General features: G+C 38.6%; 23 protein-coding genes. 8 read left to right on the forward strand and 15 right to left on the reverse strand.

Going from position 1 to position 23,863, the window contains the following annotated elements; genetic code table 11:
• The first annotated feature begins 238 nt into the window (after window positions 1-238).
• Complete coding sequence (locus IPK35_22185) at window positions 239-1,567, forward strand: DUF819 family protein (protein ID MBK8055901.1); 1,329 nt, start codon at window positions 239-241, stop codon at window positions 1,565-1,567.
• Between the two features lie 77 nt (window positions 1,568-1,644).
• Here the strand turns inward: IPK35_22185 and IPK35_22190 are convergent, their stop codons facing one another.
• The 5 genes from IPK35_22190 to IPK35_22210 form a co-directional block, all read right to left on the reverse strand.
• Window positions 1,645-2,550, reverse strand: a complete 906-nt coding sequence (locus IPK35_22190) for a DUF3078 domain-containing protein (GenBank protein MBK8055902.1) — start codon at window positions 2,548-2,550, stop codon at window positions 1,645-1,647.
• Between the two features lie 42 nt (window positions 2,551-2,592).
• Window positions 2,593-3,126: a mechanosensitive ion channel gene (locus tag IPK35_22195; GenBank protein ID MBK8055903.1), complete on the reverse strand. Its 534-nt coding sequence runs from the start codon at window positions 3,124-3,126 to the stop codon at window positions 2,593-2,595.
• A gap of 91 nt (window positions 3,127-3,217) precedes the next feature.
• The gene (locus IPK35_22200; protein ID MBK8055904.1) at window positions 3,218-3,433 is read right to left on the reverse strand and encodes a hypothetical protein; all 216 of its coding nucleotides are present in this window, start codon (window positions 3,431-3,433) and stop codon (window positions 3,218-3,220) included.
• Complete coding sequence (locus tag IPK35_22205) at window positions 3,430-3,666, reverse strand: hypothetical protein (protein MBK8055905.1); 237 nt, start codon at window positions 3,664-3,666, stop codon at window positions 3,430-3,432. Before IPK35_22205 ends, IPK35_22200 begins: the two co-directional genes overlap by 4 nt.
• A gap of 34 nt (window positions 3,667-3,700) precedes the next feature.
• Complete coding sequence (locus IPK35_22210) at window positions 3,701-4,255, reverse strand: RNA polymerase sigma factor (protein ID MBK8055906.1); 555 nt, start codon at window positions 4,253-4,255, stop codon at window positions 3,701-3,703.
• A 351-nt stretch (window positions 4,256-4,606) separates the two neighbouring features.
• On the opposite strand from IPK35_22210, the gene IPK35_22215 reads away from it, so the two are divergent.
• The 3 genes from IPK35_22215 to IPK35_22225 all read left to right on the forward strand — a co-directional run bounded on the left by IPK35_22215 (window position 4,607) and on the right by IPK35_22225 (window position 7,654).
• The gene (locus tag IPK35_22215) at window positions 4,607-5,770 is read left to right on the forward strand and encodes a trypsin-like peptidase domain-containing protein (GenBank protein MBK8055907.1); all 1,164 of its coding nucleotides are present in this window, start codon (window positions 4,607-4,609) and stop codon (window positions 5,768-5,770) included.
• Between the two features lie 373 nt (window positions 5,771-6,143).
• Window positions 6,144-7,307, forward strand: coding sequence for a 2-isopropylmalate synthase (locus IPK35_22220; protein MBK8055908.1), 1,164 nt, complete (start codon window positions 6,144-6,146; stop codon window positions 7,305-7,307).
• Between the two features lie 20 nt (window positions 7,308-7,327).
• Entirely contained in the window at window positions 7,328-7,654 is a 327-nt protein-coding gene (locus IPK35_22225; GenBank protein MBK8055909.1) for a cupin domain-containing protein, read from the forward strand.
• A 3-nt stretch (window positions 7,655-7,657) separates the two neighbouring features.
• Here the strand turns inward: IPK35_22225 and lpxK are convergent, their stop codons facing one another.
• On the reverse strand, window positions 7,658-8,725 hold the full coding sequence (lpxK, locus tag IPK35_22230) for a tetraacyldisaccharide 4'-kinase (GenBank protein ID MBK8055910.1): 1,068 nt from the start codon (window positions 8,723-8,725) through the stop codon (window positions 7,658-7,660).
• Between the two features lie 130 nt (window positions 8,726-8,855).
• Here lpxK and IPK35_22235 point away from each other — a divergent pair, with 130 nt between their 5' ends.
• Entirely contained in the window at window positions 8,856-9,473 is a 618-nt protein-coding gene (locus IPK35_22235) for a DNA-3-methyladenine glycosylase 2 family protein (GenBank protein ID MBK8055911.1), read from the forward strand.
• 906 nt (window positions 9,474-10,379) lie between these two features.
• Here the strand turns inward: IPK35_22235 and IPK35_22240 are convergent.
• The 6 genes from IPK35_22240 to IPK35_22265 all read right to left on the reverse strand — a co-directional run bounded on the left by IPK35_22240 (window position 10,380) and on the right by IPK35_22265 (window position 16,658).
• Window positions 10,380-11,120 carry a hypothetical protein gene (locus tag IPK35_22240; GenBank protein ID MBK8055912.1) on the reverse strand — a complete coding sequence of 247 codons (741 nt, stop codon included), beginning with the start codon at window positions 11,118-11,120 and terminating at the stop codon, window positions 10,380-10,382.
• A gap of 48 nt (window positions 11,121-11,168) precedes the next feature.
• Window positions 11,169-11,510, reverse strand: coding sequence for a hypothetical protein (locus IPK35_22245; GenBank protein MBK8055913.1), 342 nt, complete (start codon window positions 11,508-11,510; stop codon window positions 11,169-11,171).
• Between the two features lie 107 nt (window positions 11,511-11,617).
• The gene (locus IPK35_22250) at window positions 11,618-13,084 is read right to left on the reverse strand and encodes a T9SS type A sorting domain-containing protein (GenBank protein ID MBK8055914.1); all 1,467 of its coding nucleotides are present in this window, start codon (window positions 13,082-13,084) and stop codon (window positions 11,618-11,620) included.
• 274 nt (window positions 13,085-13,358) lie between these two features.
• Window positions 13,359-14,024 carry a G-D-S-L family lipolytic protein gene (locus IPK35_22255; GenBank protein MBK8055915.1) on the reverse strand — a complete coding sequence of 222 codons (666 nt, stop codon included), beginning with the start codon at window positions 14,022-14,024 and terminating at the stop codon, window positions 13,359-13,361.
• 437 nt (window positions 14,025-14,461) lie between these two features.
• The gene (locus IPK35_22260; protein ID MBK8055916.1) at window positions 14,462-15,421 is read right to left on the reverse strand and encodes a glycoside hydrolase family 92 protein; all 960 of its coding nucleotides are present in this window, start codon (window positions 15,419-15,421) and stop codon (window positions 14,462-14,464) included.
• Window positions 15,369-16,658 (reverse strand): glycoside hydrolase family 92 protein, encoded by a 1,290-nt coding sequence (locus IPK35_22265; GenBank protein ID MBK8055917.1) that lies wholly within the window; start codon window positions 16,656-16,658, stop codon window positions 15,369-15,371. Before IPK35_22265 ends, IPK35_22260 begins: the two co-directional genes overlap by 53 nt.
• Before the next feature lie 74 nt (window positions 16,659-16,732).
• Between IPK35_22265 and IPK35_22270 the strand changes: the two genes are divergently transcribed.
• Window positions 16,733-17,905 (forward strand): AGE family epimerase/isomerase, encoded by a 1,173-nt coding sequence (locus IPK35_22270; GenBank protein ID MBK8055918.1) that lies wholly within the window; start codon window positions 16,733-16,735, stop codon window positions 17,903-17,905.
• A 510-nt stretch (window positions 17,906-18,415) separates the two neighbouring features.
• Here IPK35_22270 and IPK35_22275 read toward each other — a convergent pair.
• Window positions 18,416-20,161 (reverse strand): phospho-sugar mutase, encoded by a 1,746-nt coding sequence (locus tag IPK35_22275; GenBank protein MBK8055919.1) that lies wholly within the window; start codon window positions 20,159-20,161, stop codon window positions 18,416-18,418.
• Window positions 20,162-20,617: 456 nt separating this feature from the next.
• Between IPK35_22275 and IPK35_22280 the strand changes: the two genes are divergently transcribed.
• Together IPK35_22280 and IPK35_22285 are read left to right on the forward strand one after the other, a co-directional pair.
• Window positions 20,618-20,962 carry a nuclear transport factor 2 family protein gene (locus IPK35_22280; protein ID MBK8055920.1) on the forward strand — a complete coding sequence of 115 codons (345 nt, stop codon included), beginning with the start codon at window positions 20,618-20,620 and terminating at the stop codon, window positions 20,960-20,962.
• Window positions 20,963-21,200: 238 nt separating this feature from the next.
• Window positions 21,201-21,671: a hypothetical protein gene (locus IPK35_22285; protein MBK8055921.1), complete on the forward strand. Its 471-nt coding sequence runs from the start codon at window positions 21,201-21,203 to the stop codon at window positions 21,669-21,671.
• Between the two features lie 83 nt (window positions 21,672-21,754).
• Here the strand turns inward: IPK35_22285 and IPK35_22290 are convergent, their stop codons facing one another.
• Window positions 21,755-22,714: an N-acetylornithine carbamoyltransferase gene (locus tag IPK35_22290; GenBank protein ID MBK8055922.1), complete on the reverse strand. Its 960-nt coding sequence runs from the start codon at window positions 22,712-22,714 to the stop codon at window positions 21,755-21,757.
• Window position 22,715: 1 nt separating this feature from the next.
• The gene (locus IPK35_22295) at window positions 22,716-23,858 is read right to left on the reverse strand and encodes an aspartate aminotransferase family protein (GenBank protein MBK8055923.1); all 1,143 of its coding nucleotides are present in this window, start codon (window positions 23,856-23,858) and stop codon (window positions 22,716-22,718) included.
• Window positions 23,859-23,863 lie beyond the last annotated feature (5 nt).

Genomic DNA, 23,863 nt, shown 5'->3' on the forward strand with positions numbered 1-23,863 from the left:
ATAATAGGGGTGTACCCTATAATCTTTGTAATCATAGTCCCAAAACATATAATCCTTGCAAGGGAAAGATTTAGATAGGGTAAAAACAAAGAAAAATTCCTTATCTAAACGACAATGAAACAAGAGTATGTTTAAAGTATTTTTAAAATTTTTCCTTTGGCTTCAAATTGCAAAATATAAACATGATCTCAGTTTATTTTTTAGTTTTGCAGATTGCAAATATTAATTTTATTCATTAATGAAACATCCTCCTGTTTTTACCGAAGATTTTGTTGTATTTGGCATATTGATGCTGATACTAGGGTTTGTATTTTATACTTCATCAAGTAGCAATACATTCTGGAAAAAATTTTATACCATTTTCCCATCATTATTGATGTGTTATTTACTGCCATCTATCCTTAGTTCACTGAATATCATCTCACCGGAATGGAATGTAATGGACAGTACCGGCAATTTTGTTATGGATGAAAATATGAAGCCCGTTACTGCAAAATTATCTATATACAAAGTAGCCAGTAGACTATTATTGCCCGCAGCACTTATCCTGATGACCTTAAGTATAGATATGAAGGCACTATTTGGCTTGGGAAATAAGGCATTGATCATGTTTCTCACAGGAACGGTGGGAGTTATCCTGGGAGGACCTATAGCTGTCCTGATAGTTTCTGTTTTTTCACCTGAGACAGTAGGTGGTGCCGGTTTTGATGCAGTCTGGAGAGGCTTGTCTACCCTTGCAGGTAGTTGGATTGGTGGAGGAGCCAATCAGACAGCCATGCTGGAGATATACCACTATAATCAGGAGAAATACGGGGCAATGGTGTTAGTTGATATCGTTGTGGCCAATATCTGGATGGCCATCTTACTTTATGGAATAGGAAAAAAAGAAACCATTGACCGATTTTTTAATGCTGACAATACGGCCATCGAAAAACTAAAAGAAAAGGTGTCTTCTTTTAGTGCATCAATCAGCAGGATGCCTACACTGAAAGATTATATGATCATCTTGGGTGTAGTATTTGGAGCTGTGGGTTTATCACACTGGGCAAGTGTAGTTATTCCTGATGCATTGGTCTCTGTTTTTCCATCGGTAGGAGACAAATCAAGTATGCTCAGTACCTTTAGCGATGGTTTTTTCTGGATGATTACAGTTGCTACTGCCTTAGGAATCATGTTTTCATATACGCCTATCAAAAATTATGAAGGAATGGGTGCCAGCAAATTGGGAAGTGTTTTGATTTACATTCTGGTGGCTTCTATAGGCATGCGTATGGATTTGTCATCGGTGCTCAGCAATCCCGGCCTCATAGTAGTGGGTTTGATATGGATGAGTATTCATGTCACTTTGTTGGTTGTAGTAGGTAAGATTATTAAAGCGCCATTCTTTTTCTTAGCTGTAGGCAGTCAGGCCAATATAGGTGGAGCGGCATCTGCCCCGATAGTTGCCAATGAATTTCACCCGTCTCTGGCAAGTGTTGGTGTATTACTGGCAATATTTGGATACGTCATCGGGACTTACGGGGCGATCATCTGTGCTATGTTGATGGAGATGGCAGCACCTGTTTAAAATAATGAAAAAAGGGTTTGGTAAGCAATGACTTACCAAACCCTTTTTAAAGTCGTCCACTATCCAAAAAAGTGGAATTATAATTTATAGCTCAGACCCACTGTGTAGTAATTCTGAGTCTTTGCTACTTCCTGCTCTGAATATCTCAGTGCAAACTCCACACCTACTCCGATACCATTAAACAGGTTAAAGCCCAACCAGTTGGTCCAAGTCCCATTATGAAGAGAAGGACTTGCATTTTTATAGCTTAAAAATCCGGCAAGATTTGTCCTCCAGTTGATTCCTTTTGAGATTTCTGTATTATAATCTCCCACAATTTTACAACCCAAAGATGGAGAAAATTTTGTATCATCTTTTGCAAATACAAAGTTGTAGTTAAGCGGGTGAAAAACGAACACCATGTTTTTCATTGGAGTATAGGTCACCCCGACTCCAAGGTCAAGATATCCCGGATCATTAAATTTTCTAATGATAGACGTTCTATATTCTCCAAGAGCAGATGCAGCCAGCTTACTTGTAATATTGTATCCAAATAAAGAAGTTACATTAAAAACATCTGCAATCGGCTCAAATTTTGGTTCGTTGGCAGAAGTTTCTGTTCCTTTTTTCAATTTTTGCCATCCGAGATTGAGGCTCCCTGCATTTCTCCAGAAATATTTTGACTCTATCTGATTGGCAAATGCATTGAAGCTGCCCATGAGGGTAGTTGCTCTTGAGTCTTTAAGATCTCCTGCGGCAAACCATTGATTTCGTCCCAGGAAATTGGCGCCCAATGTTCCGAATGCTCCTTTGTACCAACCTGGAAAGGATGAAATTTTACCATTTAACCCCGAGATTTCTGCCTTGATTGCATCAGCTTGTGCCTGGATGGGTGCCGCTTTGGCTTCGAGGTCTGCTTTTTGTTTTTTGAGTTCCTCCAGAGTTTGAGCCTGACTGACAAAAAATGTCATTGTCAAAAATAAAAGTGTTATTACCTGTTTCATACTGTCTGTTTTTAATTGATTAAATAAAATTGTTCTGTTTGTTTATAAATGAATTTCAATATTATGCTGAAGGATTTTATTCAATGGGATGATGACGGATTTATTGTCTGATCGAATAGTTACGGAAGATTTATCCACATTGGAAATGGTGCCTGTCACACCATTTAATGTCACTTTGTCTCCTACATTCAATTTGTCTTTGGTATAATATGAAGCCAAAAAACTAGCAACAAGATCTTTTGAAGCAAAGCCATAACCAATGGAAAAAGCAAGTACGCCTCCCGCTATGATAATGGAGATATTTTGTGCAAAAAATTCTGTATTGATCTTCGCCTGTGACAAAGCTACTATAATGACATTGACAAAAATAAAATAAAAAACAAACGATGCGATAATATTGGCAGAAGGCATACCTAATGACTTACAAGTTGCGTGTACTATATTTTTGAGAGTGTCAGCAAGAAGAAGTCCGCCAAGGAGTATGATAAATGCAGCGATGAGATTTGGAACAAAGATGATAAAGTTCTGAATTAAATCCGCCAGTACAGGCATATCTAATGCGCCCACAGCAGTCATAATAAATATAAGAAGAATACAATAATATAAAATTTTGCCCAAAACCGTACTAATCTTGATGTTGATATTGTTTTTTGCCAGAATATCTATATTATTTAATTGCTCCCCCGAATTTGTTGATTCCTGATTTTTCTATTGCCTTGGAGACAATTTTCATAACCATTTTGGCAATAATAAACCCAATAATCAGAATTATCGCCGCTGTAATAAACCTGGGGATGGCAGACACCATACTCAAAAGCATATCCAACAATGCTTTTTGAATATCAGCACCAAACATGAGATTAACCTTTGCTAATAATTTCATTTTTTAGAATTTTTATCAGAGTTATTTGTTAAGTCCGAAATATTTTTCACTGTATTGAAACTCCCTAATGACTGTATTACATTGCCTGCTTTGGGCAAATATAGATCGAGAATATTGGCAATAAATCCAAATAAATGTATGTTGGACTCTATTTTCTGTCGAGTTTCCTGTGCACCTGTACTTCGGCCTTGGATATATAAGGTTTCCAGCTCTTTAAAACTGTTTTTTTTCATCTTGGTATAACTTTGATAAAAGTTTAAACATACTCTAAGAAGCTAATTCTTTAAATTCTTCGTGATAAATCTTTAAAAATTTCTCTTTTGCCCTGAGTATCTTCATTTTGACAGCCGACTCCGTCTTATCCAGTATGCTACATATATCCCTGATAGACAAATCATCCTGATATTTCATCATTAAGATACTTTTATCTTCCGCATTCAACTTTTCCATTACTTCTTTCAACCTGAATACATTCGTCTCCTTTATTTCTGAATCATACATATCATCATCTACCTGATCTATTCGGCTAAAATCATTGACAGTAACAGTATTTTCTTTCTTCTCTCTTCGAATTTGATCAATACAATAGTTGTATGTTATGGAGTACAACCATGTAGAAAATTTTGATTTTCCACTAAATTTAGATAAACTCAGTAAGATTTTTACAAATATTTCCTGAGTAGCATCTTCTGCAAGTTCCTGGTCCCTCAACATGGATATACATTTGGCATATACTTTATCTGTATATCTGTCATACAGCAGGTTGAAGTAATTTACATTCTGAGACAAAAGATATTGTTCAACAGCCTCTTCATCGCTCATGGTCTTGAACGATGGAGTGGTCAGAATGGGGTTTAAGAGATTAAATATCAAAATAAAAGCCTGTTAATAATTTTTACAGTTTTATATGTCTATTGCAGACGTCAAAATTTTAAAAAGTCACGCAAATATATAATTTAGAGTTAGAAAACCTGTAATTTTTCCCAATAAGCAATTAAAATCATCAGATTTTAAAAAAAATTAAAAATAATCATTTCTATTACAGGTTATTTTAAAAGTGACTCTTGCTGAAAACAGAGTAAATTAATTTTTGAGTTAAGGTTGTGTTAAAAAGTATAGATAGAATAATCCTTCTACCTAATAAATCGTTTATACACTCAAATTTTAGAACCAATGAAGACATTTTTTCAGTTGCTGATGGCGGGCATAGCCGGTGGTCTGATCGTCTTGGCCGGTCTGAAGTTTTCAGAAACCGAATCTGACACATCAGATATACAAAAAGCTACTTTTACTAATTTTAATATGTCACCGGTTCCATATACCGGGAGTGATTTTGTCGAGAGCGCAAAAAAATCAACCGGGTCTGTTGTACATATCTTCGCAGAAGAAAGTGATGAACAGGTAAATGCAAAAAGAAAAAACCAAAGACGCGACCCGTTTTTTGATCTTTTTGGATTTGATGATTTTTTTGGAGGCAACAATTTTTACCCCAAAAATGGTAGCGGGTCGGGTGTAATATATACATCAGATGGTCATATAGTCACCAATAATCACGTAGTCGGTTTTGCTGATAAAATCACAGTGACTGATGCCAATGGCAAAAAATACGCAGCAAAAAAGATAGGTACTGATGAATCAACCGACCTTGCCGTCATAAAAATAGAAAACACAGGCAATCTGCTTCCTATCAAAGTAGGCGACTCTGAAAAAGTACAGGTGGGTGAGTGGGTACTGGCTGTGGGTAATCCATTTGGATACCTTACATCCACGGTGACCGCCGGCATAGTAAGTGCCAAAGGAAGGTCACTGGATATCATAAGAAATGAAAAAGCCATAGAGGAGTTTATCCAGACCGATGCCGCCATCAACCCTGGTAATAGTGGTGGTGCTTTGGTCAATCTGCAAGGTGAACTGATAGGTATTAATACCGCTATCGCTACCCCTACAGGCGTCTTTGCAGGATATTCTTTTGCAATTCCTTCAAAAATTGTAAAAAAAGTAATCAAAGACATTACAGATAAAGGTGGCAATATCGAAAGAACAAATCTTGGTGTAGGTGGCTACGATATCAACGATGAAATCGTAAAGGAATATGGCCTTGAATTGAAAGGAAAGAAAGGGTTTTATGTAGAAGAAGTTGAAAAAAGAAGTGCTGCACAGATGGGTGGTTTACTACCCGGAGATGTGATTGTAGAGATTAATAGCACTCCTATAAATAATTATGATGATATAGAAAAAACGATGAAGTATAATAAGGTTGGTGATAGGATCAATATCAGAGTCAACAGAAATGGTAAAGAAATCATATTGCCCGTACAGCTTAAAAAATCGTTTTAGAGTATGCTTAGGATTAAATCTACCCATATTCCTTAAAGAAGTATAAGTTTAGATTGGTTAAGAAAAGTTGGTTTTTCGTTTTGTTTTGATGCGTCTGCTCCCCCAAAAGAGCAGACGTTTTTTTTTATCATTAATGGTTGCCGACTTCACTTTTATCATCTTTCAAATTGTAACCGATTAAAGTATATTTAATTGTATATCAATATATTGTGATTTTTTATTAAATATTTAAGTGTGTAATTCTTTGCCTTAAAAGATCGGTTTTTTTACTAACAGAAATTTACTTTTGCTGTTTCTGTTTTTTCCGAATGCAAAAGAAAGGTCCTGATGCAAAAGAAAATGAACTAAAAGATAAATCCAAAAATCAAAGAATATGTCTTCCGAAAAAATTTATGTATTTGATACCTCATTAAGAGACGGTGAGCAGGTACCCGGATGCAAACTGAGAAAAGAACAAAAACTTGCAATAGCAGAGCAACTTGATTATTTCGGTGTAGATATCATAGAAGCTGGATTTCCCATTTCAAGTCCCGGAGATTTTGAAGCCGTAAGTGAAGTGGCCGCTATAGTAAAGAATGCCACAGTCTGTGGACTCTCAAGAGCGGTGATGAAAGACATTGAAGTGGCAGGCCAGGCAGTCAAAGGAGCAAAAAGACCACGTATTCACACGGGTATAGGTACATCTGATAATCATATACTTTTCAAACTTAACACCACCAGACAAGACATTTTGGAAAGAGCTGCTGCTGCAGTAAAATATGCTAAAACGTTTGTGGAGGACGTAGAGTTTTATGCGGAAGACGCCGGACGTACCGACCCGGAATACCTTGCCAGAGTTTGTGAAGCAGTCATCGAGGCAGGTGCTACAGTACTCAATATACCTGACACAACGGGATACTGCCTTCCCCATGAGTATGGAGATAAGATTGCATACCTCAAAGCCAATGTAAAAGGAATCCATAAGGCCATACTAAGCACACACTGCCACAATGATCTCGGTATGGCCACGGCCAACTCCATAGCCGGAGTAGAAAACGGTGCAAGGCAGGTAGAGTGCACCATCAACGGTATCGGCGAAAGAGCCGGCAATACTTCTCTGGAAGAAGTGGTCATGATCATCAAACAAAGATTTGGCGGTACATATCACACCGATATCAAAACACCTATGCTGAAATCTATGAGTCTGCTTGTATCAGAGACCATGGGTATGCCGGTACAAGCCAATAAAGCCATTGTTGGAGCAAATGCTTTTGCCCATTCTTCAGGGATACATCAGGATGGTGTCATCAAGCAAAGGGACACCTATGAAATCATGAATCCCGCAGATGTGGGAGTGGATCAGTCATCAATCATACTTACCGCCAGATCCGGTCGTGCTGCATTAGCTTACCGGTTTAAGGAATTGGGCCACAACCTCACGAAAGATGCACTGGACGTCGCCTATATACATTTTCTTGAGCTGGCTGACCGTCAGAAAGAAGTAGTAGATGACGACCTGGAGGTGTTGTATCAGGAGAGAATATACTCTATGACATGACGTAAAAAAAATACAGCAATATGGGGTTTCTGACACTAGAAAATATCAAACAGCAAGAGTTGATTCCTGGTTTTACTGCCAGATTGATCCATACTGAAAATATGACGATCGGGTATTTCAACATTAAAGCTGGAAGCGTGCTTCCTGAACACTATCATGTCCATGAGCAGGTATCCAATGTCCTTTCAGGCGAATTTGAGATGAACATAGATGGGCAATCTCAATTGTTGACACCCGGACAAGTTGCAGTCATTCCTTCTGGTGTCCCACATTCGGGAAGAGCTGTCACAGATTGTGTTATTTTGGATGTTTTTAATCCTGTGCGGGAAGATTATAAGCTCAAGTGATCTTCACACCATAAAATTCAGAAGGAATTCTTTAATATCCTTTTCAAAAGCAAAACCTTCCTCTGCTAGAAATTTTACTTTTATCGGTAGGACATATATCGGGATATTCATTTTTTCGAGTAAATCCCTATGCAGGTCAAGCCTCATAGCATCTTTTTCAGTTGTCAAAATCAGTTTCCTGTTACTCTCCAGATTTGAGAATACTTTTGATATTTTTTCAATATCATGACGATCAAAGATATGATGATCTTCATATTCAATTTCATTGATGGATTGTACATGTTGTTCCAGATATTTAAGAAGATATTCAGTATTGGCTATAGCACTTAACAGAATTATACTCAATGACTCATCAAGAAGTATTTTTTGTTCCCGATTAAAAAAATTATACGGATGATCGTATTGGTAACATGAAAAGTAAACGTGCTGGCCTTTTGTTGGATTGATTTTATGTTTTATGGCATTTTTGGTATTTTCATCCAGATCCGGAGGACATTTACTCACAATGATTATATCGGCCCGCTTATATCCCGATCTCCACTCTCTGAGCCTTCCCGCAGGAAGCAAATAGTCATCAGTAAATAGCATATCATATGCAGTAAGCATGATATTCAGCCCTGGTTGTACACTTCGGTGCTGAAAAGCATCATCCAGCAATATGGTTTGTGTTTCCGGATAGTTTTGGATAATCTGCGGAATGGCGTAAGCCCGGCTTTCCGACACTGCTACTACGATATCCCTGTATTTTCGCCGATACTGCAATGGTTCATCACCTACTGTCAGGGCTGTATCATGATATTGTACCAATCGAAATCCGGAAGTCTCTCTTTTATATCCTCTGCTCAGCGTAGCCACATTGATATAGTCTTTTAGCAAGTCGATCAGATATTCGATATGCGGTGTTTTTCCGGCTCCACCGATGCTGAGATTGCCCACACCTATCACCGGAATACTAAACCTGGAAGATTTCAGCAATCCTATATCATAAGAAAAATTGATCAATGAGATAATAATGCCATAAATCAATGCAAAAGGTGATAACAGTACCCTCAGGACTACGTTTCTAAACATAAATTATTGGATCAATCATAAATTTTAAAGAGATATGATGTTGAAAAATAAAATCAGTTCTTTTGTAACAACATAACATCCGATTGTGTTATGAAATGAAGAATTTTTTTTATCAAACAAGATTGTCTCTATGGATATCAGACCCGACATCATCAGTCACCTCAAACAAGATAAACAATTGGCAGTACTCATCGATCATTGTGAGATTGAGCTTCACAAAAGTCCTATGAGCGTATATGACGACCTGATACGATCTGTAGTTTCACAACAGCTATCCACTTCTGCAGCTGCAACCATTTATGGGAGGTTTGTTGCATCATTGACTGACTCCGTACCCGTGCATACTCAAATATTGAACAAAAGTATCGAGGACCTACGGTCTTATGGCTTGTCTTTTCAGAAAGCAGGTTACATTCAGAATATCACACGTCATTTTATAGATAATGAGCTCTTTGATTACAATTGGGAAAATCATACAGATGAGGAAATCATCAGCGAACTGAGCAAAATAAAAGGTGTGGGAAAATGGACGGTGGAGATGATCCTGATGTTTTCGATGTACAGAGAAGATGTACTTCCGCTTGATGACCTCATCATCAGAAATCACATGATCTCTTTGTACGGTGTGCAGTCCACCGGAAAACAATTGATAGCTGATTTGACAGAGATTGCAGCATCATGGCGTCCTTACAGATCTTATGCGTGCAGATACCTTTGGGCAGCAAAAGATTCAGGTTTGATAAAATGAACGATTTGAACGATTCGAATGATTTGAACGATTCGAATAATCTGAATGATTTGAATAATCTGAACGATTCGAACAACCGAATGATCTGAACAACCGAATGATTTGAATAACCGAATGATTTGAACAACTGCCTTCATTTCATTTCAGCAGTCAAGTCCGAACGATGAAAAGCGTGGGTCGTCCCTTTAGGGAATGAGGGTAGCGTGGCCGAGCGACGAATGATTTGAACAACCGAATGATTCGAACAACCGAATGATTCGAACAACCGAACGATGCGAACAACCGAATGATCTGAACGATTCGAATAATCTGAACGATTCGAACGATTCGAATGATTTGAATAACCGAATGATTTGAACAACTGCCTTCATTTCATTTCAGCAGTCAAGTCCGAACGATGAAAAGCGTGGGTCATCTCAAGCGTAGCTTGACAGGCTCTTTAGGGAATGAGGGTAGCGTGGCCGAGCGACGAATGATTCGAACTACCGAATGATTTGAACAACCGAATGATTCGAACAACCGAATGATCTGAACAACCGAATGATTTGAATAACCGAATGATTTGAACAACTGCCTTCATTTCATTTCAGCAGTCAAGTCCGAACGATGAAAAGCGTGGGTCGTCTCAAGCGTAGCTTGACAGGCTCTTTAGGGAATGAGGGTAGCGTGGCCGAGCTACGAATGATTTGAACAACCGAATGATTCGAACGATTCGAATGATTCGAACTACCGAATGATTTGAACAACTGCCTTCATTTGATTTCAGCAGTCAAGTCCGAACGATGAAAAGCGTGGGTCTTCCCTTTAGGGAATGAGGGTAGCGTGGCCGAGCGACGAATGATTCGAACTACCGAATGATTTGAACAACCGAATGATCTGAATGATTCGAATGATCTCATCAACTTTTTAAATGTCCTCCCAATAAGTTTCGGCAAGCACTATATCTTTTCCGTTTTCACTATTTTTAACTGCGTGGCTGATTTTATTGGTTTCAGGATCAAATTTGTTTTCAAAGAGCAGCGACTGGCCTAGTATGGCTTCAGATTTAAACTGTAACAGAAGCTGTTTTAAGGTCTTTTGATAAAAAATATCCGGATCCAATGACTCCATTATCAATCTGCACATGGCGACATTATTGACATGACCATTCCAGTCAAGGTGCAAATAGTTCACTTTAATGGTTAAAGTAGAATCAGATCGGAGTATTGGGCTCAGTCTGAAATCAGGTCTTGGGAGTGGATTGTCGGTATGACAGACCAACTTACCAAACTCTTCCGGAATTCTGATCATCTTTCTGGACTCTGTGTGCATCATAGTCCATACACTTGATGCAGTAGCACACAACTGATGGAAACGATCGAAGACCAAATAATCCCTGTATGTAAAATATCCTTCTTTGCCCGATGGGAATGTTTCTATAGTGATGGTATCATTGAGTAGGGGTAATGAGTAAAACCTTACATCCATCTTGAGCAAAACCCAACTACCTTGCATGTCCTGCAGATCCCATAGCGAGACTTTCATGCCGATAGTGTGCTGCATGGATGATTCCTGCATCAGTTGTATCAATGCATGAGGATGAATTCTTTTTGCATGATTGATTTCAGATGTTCTGACTGTATAGGTTTCTTTATGGATATATGACATTACATGGGTTGCTTGTAAAATATCCTGTACATGGTTGTCGGCCTTTTTCTAATTGAGATAATTTTTTCTGAAGAGAATCCCTTTAAAAGCATCGTATCCGGGATTGATGCCAGCTCTGATCAATATGGTTTTATTTTCACCCTTTTTGAGATCGATTATAAATACTTTACAACCTACGGCGTGCTCAAGTTCTGGGTTGGCCATTTTCCATGAGTAGGAAATCTCAGCAGCCGTTACATTATAATTTTTATCCCATTTTCTTCCGAGAGTAACTTCCAGATGAAATACCCCATTTTCAAATTTTAATAACCTTGAAGAAAGGCCCAAACTAACTCTGTAATAGAGATCAGTCTCCACAAAATGCCTGCGATTTATTTTCTGAATGTCCATATATAGCATATCGCAGAAACTATGCCACATCATTTACTTTTTGAAAAAAAATTATTTTTTAATAATAATTTATCAAAATGTTTTCATATTCTGACAACAGAACTATTTTATAGTTTCACAATTCTGTGTGTATCAATCTGTCCATCTGAAGATTGTACAGTTACATAGTACAATCCTGCTATAAGGGCTGACAAGTCCACTTCGATCTCCAGAGATTTATTATTTTTAATACTAGTGAGTGTTTTACCTTCACCATCAAAGACAGATATATTTTCACCTTGACCATACAATCCACTGATCCTTATAACATCAGATATCGGATTGGGATAAATTTTTATAGAGTTAAGTTTTGCGGCATTGTTAGTGCTTGAAATAACTCTTTGGAAACCAAGGAAAAAAGACAAGGTTTGTGTCAGAGCAGGATTAACACATCCGCCATGATTTAAGGTAGAGCCTACATCCGTAACTATCAGATCGGTCGCACCTCTGGCAGTCAACGAATCCCTTGCCACAACACTGTTCATAAATGGTACCTGATCATCAGCCATACAGTAAAATATCCTGGTGGGACTTTTAGGTGCCCATCTGAAAAGGTCGTTTTCTTTGAGAATAGTATTGGCAGGGTGATTTGGATTGGTTTTTATAAGATTCAAAACACTATCTTTAATCATGCGGCTTCCAACCGATGCGCCTGTATTGGTCGTAAGTAGTTGAATAAGTTTAGTATTTAAAGCCGTCAAAGAAGATGTGCCTTCATAGTATTTTTTTATTTCTGATGCATATTCCGGTTTAAATATATCTGTCAGTTCTTTGTAAAGAGAACCATATGCTTCGTTGAAGCCCAAAATAGTGTTGGGTATGTATGCCGGATAGTTATATGCTTTATCACTTAAAATCAGATCACGCATTACGCCCGATAGGCTGTATGGTCCGGAAAGATGTGCTGCTGCCGTCACTTTTAGAGTTGATGGCACTTCTTCATAATTTTTATGTAAGGCCATTGACCCATATCCACCCTGTGAGTACCCTGTAATAAACAGCTGATCGTTGAGTTTAAGGTTGTTGGATGCAGCCCATTTTTCACAAGCGGATACCATATTTCTTCCTGCGCTTGCTATAGTTTTTTCATGGACATAAGTCTGAAATCCTCTACCATCACCCATGCCGACATAATCGGGCAAGATGGCCACAAACCCAAGTCCGGCAATCAAAATCCCAAGCTGTCCTTCGTCACCGCCAGACTGCCCTAATCTGGATGGGACACATGTTTTACAGCTTGAGGTACCATGTTGATAAACAGCTCTTGGAAATTGCCAATTAAGGTTGTCAGGTACTACCATCAGACCTGATAGTGTATCCATCTTCCCTTTTGCATCAGGTGATATATATCTTACTTTGTAAGCTATAGCCCCAAATTTTATAGTAGGAAGGGATGGATATATCAGCTTTAAAAAAGATACTTCCTGAACAGAATAACTCCTGATCAAGGTAGCAGAAACTAAATCCTGCGACTTCAAAAAAGGGACTTGAAACAATATACCGATAAACAGGAGAGAAAATATTTTTGATTTCATGGAGCTATTTTTAATTTGTATTTTCAATCTTATAAATTCAACTAACTGTTCTGTGAAGGTATTGTTCATTTATGGTGCTCAATGTCTCACATTTCAGAAAATTTAAATTGCGAAAACAAAGATAAACAAAATAAATTTAGAGCATTTTTAAAATTTTTGATGTTTTAGCAAAAGTCATGATGTTTAATCTTACATTTCCTTTTATTTTCAACAACCTTAAAGCTGGAATCTTGCCTTCTACCTTTCGAAAAAATGTGATCTCCGTTCAGTTTATTTATTGTAATATCTGCTCTGACATCCATTCTGCCACCAACTTATTTCCCGTTTCATTGAGATGTACACCGTCTGTAGTAAGGATACCGCTTCTTTTATTTGACTTATTGTTTTTTATATTGTAGTCCAAAAAACGCTGCCTGATGTCAATAATGTCGGCGCCTTTTGATGAGGCTGATTTGCGTATTATTTTGGAGTATTCGTTGAGATCGCCATCCTGCTGATTGGAATGATCCGTTTTTTCGCCTATACATGCTGGTGTGCAACAATATACTTTTATACCGGCATTCTGAAGTCTATATATGATGTCACTGTACATAAGCCCAAACTTGTCAGCATCCGTGCCTGTGCCATGAGAAGATTTGTGCCATACGTCATTGACCCCGATCCATATGACCACTATGTCTGGTTTTTTAGCCAGGACATCCCGTTCCATTCTGAAAAAGAGATCGTATACTTTGTTGCCGCCGATGCCGGAACCAATTAATTCATAGTTTTGAGATTGTCCGTTTTTTAGAAGCATGTCATTTAAGATTGAAATATATCCTTTGGGATTCACTCCTGCCTCTGTGATGGAATCTCCGAAAAAAATGACTTTTTTAGGATTTTGGTTAAGAAATGTCTCGGTCATAAGTGATAAAAACAAAAAAAAATAAATCTTAATCATGACAGGCAAATTCAGAAATGAATCAATTTAATCCCACAAATATTCTGAGAACAACAGGAATAATGTCTTATTGTTTAGATGTATATTTAAAGTCCCTTATAGGGACGAAAGTATGGGAAATATTAATAATGATCACAACTTTGGGTGTACCCCAAAAATAGCATCATAGCAATAATAATTTTAAGCTCTTAATTTAGTGGATTATTATAAAAGTAAGGTGCTAAAGGGCAGGTCCTCACTTAAGAGTTTTCCACATTTTGCGTGAGCTTGAGCCTGCTTGCCTATAATGTCAGGCAGGGGTTGTGTGAAATTTAAGAAAAAGTTGCGTATAAAAGGGTATAGACTCCGTAAACTTACCTAATCTTTTGGTTTTTAAACGATTTGGTCTGCAGATGACCTAAGTCCAATTGCAAAGAAATTTTGGGAGTCTTTATTAGTTATTTATAACAACTTGTCTCTGCTTTATCTGAAAGTTCATACTCCAGAACACCACCTTTTATGATATCTTCGTGTCTTATGATTGGTTGAGTGAGCCGTTTTCCGTTGAAGGTAACAGATTTTACATATTTGTACTCGGTGTTGAAATTTGTTGTTCTGACTTCAAAAATTTTACTATTTGGAAGTTTTATTCTGGCGTTTTTAATCATAGGTTTCCCCAAAGAATATTCACCTGATGACGGATCCACCGGATAAAATCCCAAAGCAGAAAAAATATACCAGGCAGACATCTGACCACAGTCCTCGTTTCCACACAAACCGTCAGGCTTATTGGTATAAAATCGGTTGCATAGCTCATGGATTTTTTCCTGCGTTTTCCAGGGCTCTCCACCGTAATTGTAAAGATATGTAACATGATGGGAAGGTTCGTTGCCATGGGCGTACTGACCTATCAGACCGGTGATATCCAGGATATGATCATCAATCTTGCCCTTTTCTGCTAAAAATAATGCATCCAATTTTTTAATGAATTTTTCTTTCCCTCCCATCATAGCGATCATTTCATCCACATCATGCTGTACATGGAAGAGATATTGCCAGGGAGTAGCCTCAACAAACTCATTTTCATTGGTCACATTAGGGTCAAACGGCTCTGTAAATTGACCCTTTGAATTTTTACCTCTGAAAAATCCACTTCCGGGGTCGAATACATTTTTATAATATTGTGATCTGGTATAATGGAAGTCATATTTTTTTTTGTCCATTGGAAAATGTTTTCTGACCAATATTGCCGCACAACCATGGGCATAAGCCATTTCAAGGGTTTTAGATACTGAAAACAATTCTCCAACATCATTGGGAACGTAACCATATTTTTCAAAAATGGACGAGGGAGCCACGGGATTATCAGTTGTAAGGGAATTTTTTAACAGCAGCGTAATATTTATTTTTGCTTTCATGTGAAAATCCTTTCAGAATTGCTTCCGAAACCATCGGCACTGAGGGACTTCCTATCATACAGTTGACTTCGTCCTGCCAAAGTTTCCATACCGGCAGATAATGATTTTGCTGATAAGCCCGCATCATGGTACCCAAAACTCCTGATACTATTTCAGGCCTGATGATGGTATTCAAAGCAAAGGCAGCTCTGTACACATCCCATTGAGATAAGGTGGTGAATTCAGTATCATACGCTTTGTTTTTACTTCCGACAGGTGGATTTTTGATTTTATTCGGAGACAAAGCGGTGTGATACAAGGCGGTCATGAATACTGTTTTGATATCGTCTGGAGCTTCGATTTCTATAAGGTTTAACTGATCTCGCCAGGCATTTGAAGCTTTTTTACTGACAGTATCAAATGATGCCATTCTTTTGATACCGGCAATTTTTATTGGGTCAGGAGAAATGGTGACTTCCAAATCTATGATTTCATTTTCTTTAGTATCAAAAGTGACCACACCCTTTACATTTCTGCCACGGCCCATGGTGCTGAGATCCCGGTATACATCGTGGATTGCAATTCCATAAGATTTGAATGGTTTTGAAAATTTTATTATAAAATGAAGTTGCTGTACATTGGCCCAACCGGATGATGACCTGAAGCCGGCTAAGGTTACAGAATCCACTATCCGCAATTCGGAGTCCAGCACCCTTTCTGTCAACCATGTTCTGTGCCTGTCCAGGCCATGCTGAAGATCGATCATGATTCTCGCATCGTTACTTTGAGGAAAAGTGTATCTGTGATATCCCGCATTTTGAGAAGCCGTCAGTTCTGCCTTGATACCGTGTTTTTCCAGGAGAACAGAATAATAACCCGGTTCAGCTTTTTCATTTATGTGCCTGAACTTCGATCTGTATCCATCCTCGCTGCCTTCCTTTTGGCCTGGAAGCAATCTTACTTTACCTATGTAAGGCATTATCAAAATATCTGCCAGATCAGATATGCCTGTTCCCGAAAGGTGAGTATGGCTGAAACCCATGATGGTACTGTCCTGATAATTGTATCCACTACACCAATCCCAACCAGTATCATCAGTATCCGGTGATAATTGAACCATGCCAAAAGGTACGGTAGCACCCGGATAGGTGTGCCCGTGCCCACCAGTCCCGATAAAAAGGTTGGTTGTCTGGCTCTCTAATATGTATATTGTTGAAATACAAGTAAATATGATAAGAATATATTTTCTAAACATCATCTGAGTTTTTTGTATGACAAATGTATGAAAAATGTTTTCTTTGCACCTCGTTTCACCATTTCAAAAGATCAAAAATGAATATTTCACAATACGTAAAACTATATAAGGACAATCTGCTGAATGATGTCGTCCCGTTCTGGATGAACAACTCGCCGGATAGAGAGAATGGCGGATATTTTACCTGTATGGAAAGAAATGGTTCTGTCTTTGATACAGACAAGTTTATTTGGCTGCAAGGCAGACAAGTCTGGATGTTTTCGATGCTGTACAACAATGTGGAGAAGAAGCAAAGCTGGCTTGATTTTGCACAGCACGGAGCTGATTTTCTAAAGAAGTATGGTCGCTCAGAAGATGGATCATGGTATTTTTCATTGACAAAAGAAGGAAAACCTTTGGTGTACCCTTACAATATATTTTCAGATTGTTTTGCGACTCAGGCTTTTGGCCAATTATACAAAGCTACACAAAACGATGAACATGCAAATATCGCATTGGATACTTTCAATGCAATACTCAAGCGGCAGCACAATCCCAAAGGTCATTGGTCCAAAGCTTATCCGGGTACCAGACCATTAAAAAATTTTGCTTTGCCTATGATCCTGTGCAATCTGGCATTGGAAATAGAACATCTTCTTGATCAGGCTCATGTGTCAACATTAACCGATGCTTGTATTCACGAAGTGATGGAGGTTTTCTATGATAAAAATTCAGGTCAGATTCTCGAAAATGTGACACCTGAAGGCCATTTTTCTGACTCATTCGAGGGCCGGCTGCTCAATCCGGGCCATGCCATCGAAGCGATGTGGTTTATCATGGATATAGCGGCCAAAAAAGGCGATCAGACCTTGATAGAAAAAGCAAAAGACATCACACTCAGCACACTGGAATATGCCTGGGACAAAGAATACGGTGGAATATATTACTTTCTGGACATCCAGGGACATCCTACCCAACAACTTGAATGGGATCAGAAATTGTGGTGGGTACACATTGAAACATTGATTGCACTATTAAAAGGCTATCTTCATACCAAGGATGAAAAATGCTGGCAATGGTTTGAAAAACTGCATGAATACACCTTGTCTCATTTCCCTGACCCGGAGTATGGCGAATGGTACGGATATCTCAACAGACAAGGCCAACCATTACTATCTCTGAAGGGCGGCAAATGGAAAGGTTGCTATCATGTGCCAAGAGGATTGTATCAGTGCTGGCAGACATTGGAGAAAATCGGGGTTAATAAATAGGATAGAATCATGAAGAAATGAAGGTTCATTTATATAACATGAATTCGGGATACGGTGTTTTATCTTACTTTTTTACTTATTTAAATAAATAGGGGCGTAGCCCTGTAATCTTTGTATCAAAGTACAAAAACAAAGGGTGTATTTCATTTTTCGCTTCACATTATAAATCACCATTTTATTATATCGCGATTCAGGCAAGATGCCAGTCTATATTGCATCGTAGCTGGAAGCTACGACGAACAAACGAAACTTGATAAGAAATCGAGCAAAGGGCGAAAAAATGAAATGCACCCAAAATAACTGATACATTTTGTCTCGTTCTTTTGCTCTTTTTCTGCGTTGTAAAATCGTTAAATAGCTAAGGCTATTCGCCTCATTTACGCCTTGAAAAAGAACAAATTAACTTCGCCAATTCTGCACCATTTATTTATTAACAGAGCATAATTGCAGCACTTAACTCTGAAGCGTCACTAAAGATTGGCGAAAAAAGAGCTGAAATATCATGGAAAATCAGATTCCCAAATCCTTCAGCATACTTGTGAGTTTTGTTTCCAATGCCTGCTCTACTTCTTTAAATTGATCTTTGGAAGGAAGCGCCGCTTTTACACTGCAATAAAACTTGATTTTGGGCTCTGTTCCTGAAGGACGTGCTGTGATGATACTACCATCTTGCGTAAAAAACTGGAGTACATTGGATGAAGGAAGGTCTATTTTTTCAGTGACACCTGTCAGCATATTTTTTGAAACGGCACTTTTGTAATCTTTGAGCGTGACTACGGTATTACCGCCCAATGTTTTGGGAGTTTGATTCCGGTAATTATCCATCATGTCCCTTATTTCTTCAGCTCCGGCTTTCCCCTTTTTGGTGATAGATATCAGCTTTTCTTTGTAAAAACCATACTCCACATATAAATCCAGTAAGGTTGAGTACAGACTGCTGCCTTTATCTTTGTAATACGCTGCCAGCTCCGCAAACATGCAGCAGGCTACTACTGCGTCTTTATCACGGGCGTGTTCGCCTACCAGATATCCGTAACTCTCCTCGCCGCCAACTACAAAAGTTTTTTTGCCTTCAAGCTGTGTCATAATCTCACCAATGTATTTAAATCCGGTGAGGACATTGTAACACTCTACATTTTTGGATTCCGCCATTTTGTCTATCATGTATGAAGTCACGATGGTTTTCATGACGTATTGATTGCCATCGAGTTTTCCGGCTTTTTGCCAGGCTGTGAGCATATAGTTGACCAGCAGACATAGTGCCTGATTGCCGTTGAGCAGGATGAATTCATTATTATCATTTTTGATGGCCAATCCTACGCGGTCGGCATCAGGGTCTGTAGCCATGACGATATCAGCATCAGTTGCTTTGGCTTTGGCGAGTGACAGGGTGAGCGCTTCAGCCTCTTCCGGATTGGGATAGACGACAGTCGGAAAGTTTCCGTCAACACCCATTTGCTCTTCTACGAGTATTACATTTTCAAAACCAAATCTTTTCAGAGCCGGCGGAACCATCACACCACCCGTGCCGTGTATAGGAGAAAACACAATCTTCAGATCACGCTGCCTGTGGATCGCATCTTTGGAAATAGAAAGGTTGGCCAGGGCATCGAGATATTTTTCATCTATTTCTTTACCTATAGGCTGGATATAGGCGGGATTTCCATGAAAGTTTATTTCATCGACACTAGCGATTTTACCCACTTCATTCATCACGGCCTCGTCATGTGGAAATACAAATTGTCCGCCATCTGCGCCATATGCTTTGTAGCCGTTGTACTCTTTGGGATTGTGAGAAGCAGTGAGCATCACTCCGCTCTGACAACCAAGCTCTCTTATTGCAAATGATAACTCCGGAGTTGGCCGCAGTCCTTCAAAAAAGTATACAAAAATACCATTGGCCGAAAAGACATCAGCCACGACATTCGCCAATAGAGAAGAGTTATTTCTGTTGTCGTGGGCTATGACTACTTTGATGGGCTGATTTTGGTACAATTGCTTCAGATAATTGCTAAGTCCCTGTGTCGCTGCGCCAAAAGTATATTTATTGACCCTGTTGGATCCGGCTCCCATGATACCTCGCAGCCCACCCGTGCCGAACTCGAGATCGCGGTAGAATGCATCGGTCAATTCTGTTACATTATTGTCAGCAATAAGATGCCTGATTTCTGCTTTTACAGACTCGTCATAATTGCCGCTGAGCCAACTGTTGATTCTTGCCTGAATATTGCTGTCCAAAGATAAATTTTGTAACATTTTGATGATATTTATTGATGGAAGCAAAAGTAATGATTTTTAAAGTTTTATCAACTTTCTTAAAAAACTATTCCATTAAATTGTGCATTTTGAAAGACAAACACTCGGAAAAAGGGATACCCATAGCTTATTCTACATCAGCAGAATCACCAGAAATTGAAGTCTAAAGTAAATAGTATTTTTAATGACTTGGATATCTGAAAGACAGTGTATATATTTGTATATACTTACGAAGGTTTATTGTGTAAGTAAATTTGTTCCGTGCAAGGTAAATAATAAAATGAAAGGCACCTTTCCAAAATCAATATTTGAATTGCTAGATTTAGAAAGTTTTAGAAAGAGAACTGCAATGTATCTTGGAGAAAAATCAATATCCAAACTTCGGACATACATGGATGGATATCAAACTTGTGAAACGTTCAATGGAATAAAATCAAAAGAAACTAAACCACCTTTTTGGTTGTTTTTTCCGTGGATAGGCAAGACGTAGATGGAATTTCAAAATTCTGGCTGGATGATTATTTGGTCATCCGTGGCAGTGGTACAATTGAACAAGGAAAAGAAGCCAATATAACCAATTGGAGAAAAATATTTAAGGAAGCTCCGCAAACAAACTTTGAACGTTTTCCTTCAGAAATAATAATAAGCAAAAATAATCCTGACCTGGCCTGGGAAAGCGGAGAATGGAAAGGGTTTAATACATACAGTAAGGGTGGTCGCGATAGTGCACAGTGGAAGAGAAAGAATGGCGAATGGAAACTACAGGCAGAGTTATTTGTTGCATTGGAGAAAGGATTCTAACAACAAGTTTTCAACCCTGCATGCAAAATCATAAACAAATTTAAAACATAGCTACAAATTTTGAAAAAATCATCAACATCTCAAATATGCTTCATATAAAACATCAAAATGAACATTTGCCGTTCAAAGGAATACTTTTAATTACATTATTAGCAATAATGTATTCATGTAAAATATCAAAAAATAATTCCTTAAATAGTGATTTAATTTCCAATAAAAAATTATTAATGACCTCTCAATGTTTGAAAGTGAAGTTCTTGCCTCTTGCCCAATATCTAAAGGGCCATCTGAAGTAATAAAATATTTAGAAAACCTAAAAGGGTTTCAAAGAAATAAAGAATATGATTTTGGTAATGGTTCTATAAGATTTAATGCAAAGAATGCAAAACTCAATGGTTTTGATTTGATAGATGACAAAAGTTTGTTTTTACTAAACTTTGACACAAATAATGAAAATAGCTATGAAGGATGGTGGTTATTTCAAGCTATATATTACTATAATAAAAGTGGCGACAAAGAAATTGAATTGAATAGAATATTAAAAGTACTAAACGAAAATCTAAGACTCAAAAAGGAAATTCATTATGATGGTTTAGGAAATCCATATGAAAGGTATACTTTATCTAATGAAACAGGATTTAATTTAAAACACGGAAGCAGAAATAATCAACATATTATTGATATTCTTTGGGCTCCACCTGAAAAGTGAAGTTAGTATATTCTATAGTTGACCATTTTTGCATATAATAATCTTTAAATTATTGAAAAATTATCAATTTTTGATACAACTTTCTATCTATTTCCTCTATTCAAAATGGCACTCAATACCGCCTGTGCAGCCCACACCCTGTTGGCCGCCTGAGTGGTGGTCAGACAATTGGGGTGATCCAGTATTTCGTCACTCAGCTCGACATTGCGCCTTACCGGAAGACAGTGCATGGTACGCGCATTATGTGTCCATGACATGTGTTTTTCTGTGAGCATCCATTCAGCTCCATCCTGCTTTACCTGCCCGTAATTTTGATACGAACTCCAGTTTTTGACATATACAAAGTCTGCATCCCTTAGCGCTTCTTCCTGGTTGTGTGTGATTGTGGCCCCATTGGTGTAAGAAATATCGAGCTCGTACCCTTCAGGATGGGTGATGACAAAGTCCGCACCATCCCAGGCATTGACCCATTGCGCAAAACTATTGGCCACACATTGCGGAATAGGTTTGATATGCGGCGCCCAGGTCAGAACGACTTTTGGTTTGTGCGGTTTATTCCAGTTTTCACTGATGGTAATCAAATCAGTGAGACTTTGCAGTGGGTGGAGCGTGGCACTCTCCAAACTTAAGACCGGAATATTGCAGTATTTCTGAAGACTTCGGATCACATTTTCACTGTAGTCCAGATCTCTGTCCTTCAACCCCGGGAAGGTCCGTAATCCTATGATGTCAAAATACTCTCCAAAGATAGGTGCTGCATCCTTGATGTGCTCCACAGTGGTACCGTTCATGACAGCTCCTTCGCCAAACTCCAGCTGCCAGTTGTCATTGCCTACATTGAGGACATAACTTTCCATACCAAGATTTTGGGCGGCTATCTGCGTGCTGATTCTGGTTCGGAGGCTGGGATTCATAAATAGTAAACCCAGTCTTTTGCCGGCACCAAGGGTTTTGTCTGCCAGGGGATTCTTTTTGTACTTCAGTGCCAGATCAATCAATGCTGAAATATCGACAACATCGTGGGTAGAAATAAAATTTTGCATATCAGGATGGGTTATATATCAATGAATCAAAAGCGGCAAAAAACTGATCTGCTTCCTCTCTGGTAAGGGCCAAAGAAGGCAACAGACGTATGGTATTGTTTTTGGCTTCACCGGTAAAAATTTTGCATTTGGACAGTAAATCTGATTTCAGGGTTTTTGTAAATGGTTCATTCATTTCAAACCCGATCATCAGTCCACGCCCGCGAACAGATTTTACTTCAGGATATGATTTTAATTTGTTGATGATATATTGGCCTAGCGTTCTTGCATTTTCGATCAGATTTTCCTGCTGAATAACGTTGAGCACTGCTATGGCAGCAGCACAAGCCAGGTGGTTGCCCCCAAAAGTAGTACCCAGCATCCCTTTTTTTGCAACAAACTCAGGCGCTATAGCAATTCCTGCCACCGGAAATCCATTGCCCATACCTTTGGCCATGGTATAAATGTCAGCATTTACCCCAGCTGCATCATGAGCAAAAAAAGTACCTGATCTTCCATATCCACATTGGACACTATCTGCTATATAAACACTGCCGTGCTGATCACAAAGTGTTCTGATGGACTGCAAAAAAGATGGCTCAGCTTCATATATACCTCCGACTCCCTGTATTCCTTCAATGATGACGGCGCAGATTTCTGGTCCGTGTTTTGCGAAACATTCAGTAAGCGCCTGTTCATCATTAAATGGCAAGCGGATGATATCTCCGGTATAATTGACAGGGGCCACTATGGCAGGATTGTCCGTGGCGGCTACGGCCAGGGATGTTCTGCCATGAAATGCTCCTGTGAAAGTGACTACTTTTTTACGACCTGTATGAAAAGATGCGAGTTTAAGTGCATTTTCATTGGCTTCAGCACCGGAATTGCACAGGAATAAACTATAATCTTCTTTGCCTGACACTTCGCCCAGTTTTTGAGCCAGTTCCTCCTGCAGCCTGATGATGATGGAATTGCTGTAAAAAGCGATCTTGTCCAGCTGATCTTTTAATGCTTTTTGCCAATGATCATGTAGATGTCCAATGCTGATAACGGCATGTCCGCCATACATGTCGAGATATTTTTGGCCGGTTTCATCCCAGACATAAGATCCTTTGGCTTTGGTGATATTGATTTGCTGAATGCTGTAAACGTCAAATAGATGCATAGAAA

The organism is Saprospiraceae bacterium (genome assembly GCA_016713025.1).
Taxonomy (GTDB): domain Bacteria; phylum Bacteroidota; class Bacteroidia; order Chitinophagales; family Saprospiraceae; genus OLB9.

What these genes read in the sequence shown, in the direction of transcription:
- IPK35_22185 (MBK8055901.1), top strand. Translation starts at nt 239, where the DNA reads ATGAAACATCCTCCTGTTTTTACCGAAGATTTTGTTGTATTTGGCATA.
- IPK35_22190 (MBK8055902.1), bottom strand. Translation starts at nt 2,550, where the DNA reads ATGAAACAGGTAATAACACTTTTATTTTTGACAATGACATTTTTTGTC.
- IPK35_22195 (MBK8055903.1), bottom strand. Translation starts at nt 3,126, where the DNA reads ATGACTGCTGTGGGCGCATTAGATATGCCTGTACTGGCGGATTTAATT.
- IPK35_22200 (MBK8055904.1), bottom strand. Translation starts at nt 3,433, where the DNA reads ATGAAATTATTAGCAAAGGTTAATCTCATGTTTGGTGCTGATATTCAA.
- IPK35_22205 (MBK8055905.1), bottom strand. Translation starts at nt 3,666, where the DNA reads ATGAAAAAAAACAGTTTTAAAGAGCTGGAAACCTTATATATCCAAGGC.
- IPK35_22210 (MBK8055906.1), bottom strand. Translation starts at nt 4,255, where the DNA reads ATGAGCGATGAAGAGGCTGTTGAACAATATCTTTTGTCTCAGAATGTA.
- IPK35_22215 (MBK8055907.1), top strand. Translation starts at nt 4,607, where the DNA reads ATGAAGACATTTTTTCAGTTGCTGATGGCGGGCATAGCCGGTGGTCTG.
- IPK35_22220 (MBK8055908.1), top strand. Translation starts at nt 6,144, where the DNA reads ATGTCTTCCGAAAAAATTTATGTATTTGATACCTCATTAAGAGACGGT.
- IPK35_22225 (MBK8055909.1), top strand. Translation starts at nt 7,328, where the DNA reads ATGGGGTTTCTGACACTAGAAAATATCAAACAGCAAGAGTTGATTCCT.
- lpxK (MBK8055910.1), bottom strand. Translation starts at nt 8,725, where the DNA reads ATGTTTAGAAACGTAGTCCTGAGGGTACTGTTATCACCTTTTGCATTG.
- IPK35_22235 (MBK8055911.1), top strand. Translation starts at nt 8,856, where the DNA reads ATGGATATCAGACCCGACATCATCAGTCACCTCAAACAAGATAAACAA.
- IPK35_22240 (MBK8055912.1), bottom strand. Translation starts at nt 11,120, where the DNA reads ATGTCATATATCCATAAAGAAACCTATACAGTCAGAACATCTGAAATC.
- IPK35_22245 (MBK8055913.1), bottom strand. Translation starts at nt 11,510, where the DNA reads ATGGACATTCAGAAAATAAATCGCAGGCATTTTGTGGAGACTGATCTC.
- IPK35_22250 (MBK8055914.1), bottom strand. Translation starts at nt 13,084, where the DNA reads ATGAAATCAAAAATATTTTCTCTCCTGTTTATCGGTATATTGTTTCAA.
- IPK35_22255 (MBK8055915.1), bottom strand. Translation starts at nt 14,024, where the DNA reads ATGATTAAGATTTATTTTTTTTTGTTTTTATCACTTATGACCGAGACA.
- IPK35_22260 (MBK8055916.1), bottom strand. Translation starts at nt 15,421, where the DNA reads ATGAAAGCAAAAATAAATATTACGCTGCTGTTAAAAAATTCCCTTACA.
- IPK35_22265 (MBK8055917.1), bottom strand. Translation starts at nt 16,658, where the DNA reads ATGATGTTTAGAAAATATATTCTTATCATATTTACTTGTATTTCAACA.
- IPK35_22270 (MBK8055918.1), top strand. Translation starts at nt 16,733, where the DNA reads ATGAATATTTCACAATACGTAAAACTATATAAGGACAATCTGCTGAAT.
- IPK35_22275 (MBK8055919.1), bottom strand. Translation starts at nt 20,161, where the DNA reads ATGTTACAAAATTTATCTTTGGACAGCAATATTCAGGCAAGAATCAAC.
- IPK35_22285 (MBK8055921.1), top strand. Translation starts at nt 21,201, where the DNA reads ATGTTTGAAAGTGAAGTTCTTGCCTCTTGCCCAATATCTAAAGGGCCA.
- IPK35_22290 (MBK8055922.1), bottom strand. Translation starts at nt 22,714, where the DNA reads ATGCAAAATTTTATTTCTACCCACGATGTTGTCGATATTTCAGCATTG.
- IPK35_22295 (MBK8055923.1), bottom strand. Translation starts at nt 23,858, where the DNA reads ATGCATCTATTTGACGTTTACAGCATTCAGCAAATCAATATCACCAAA.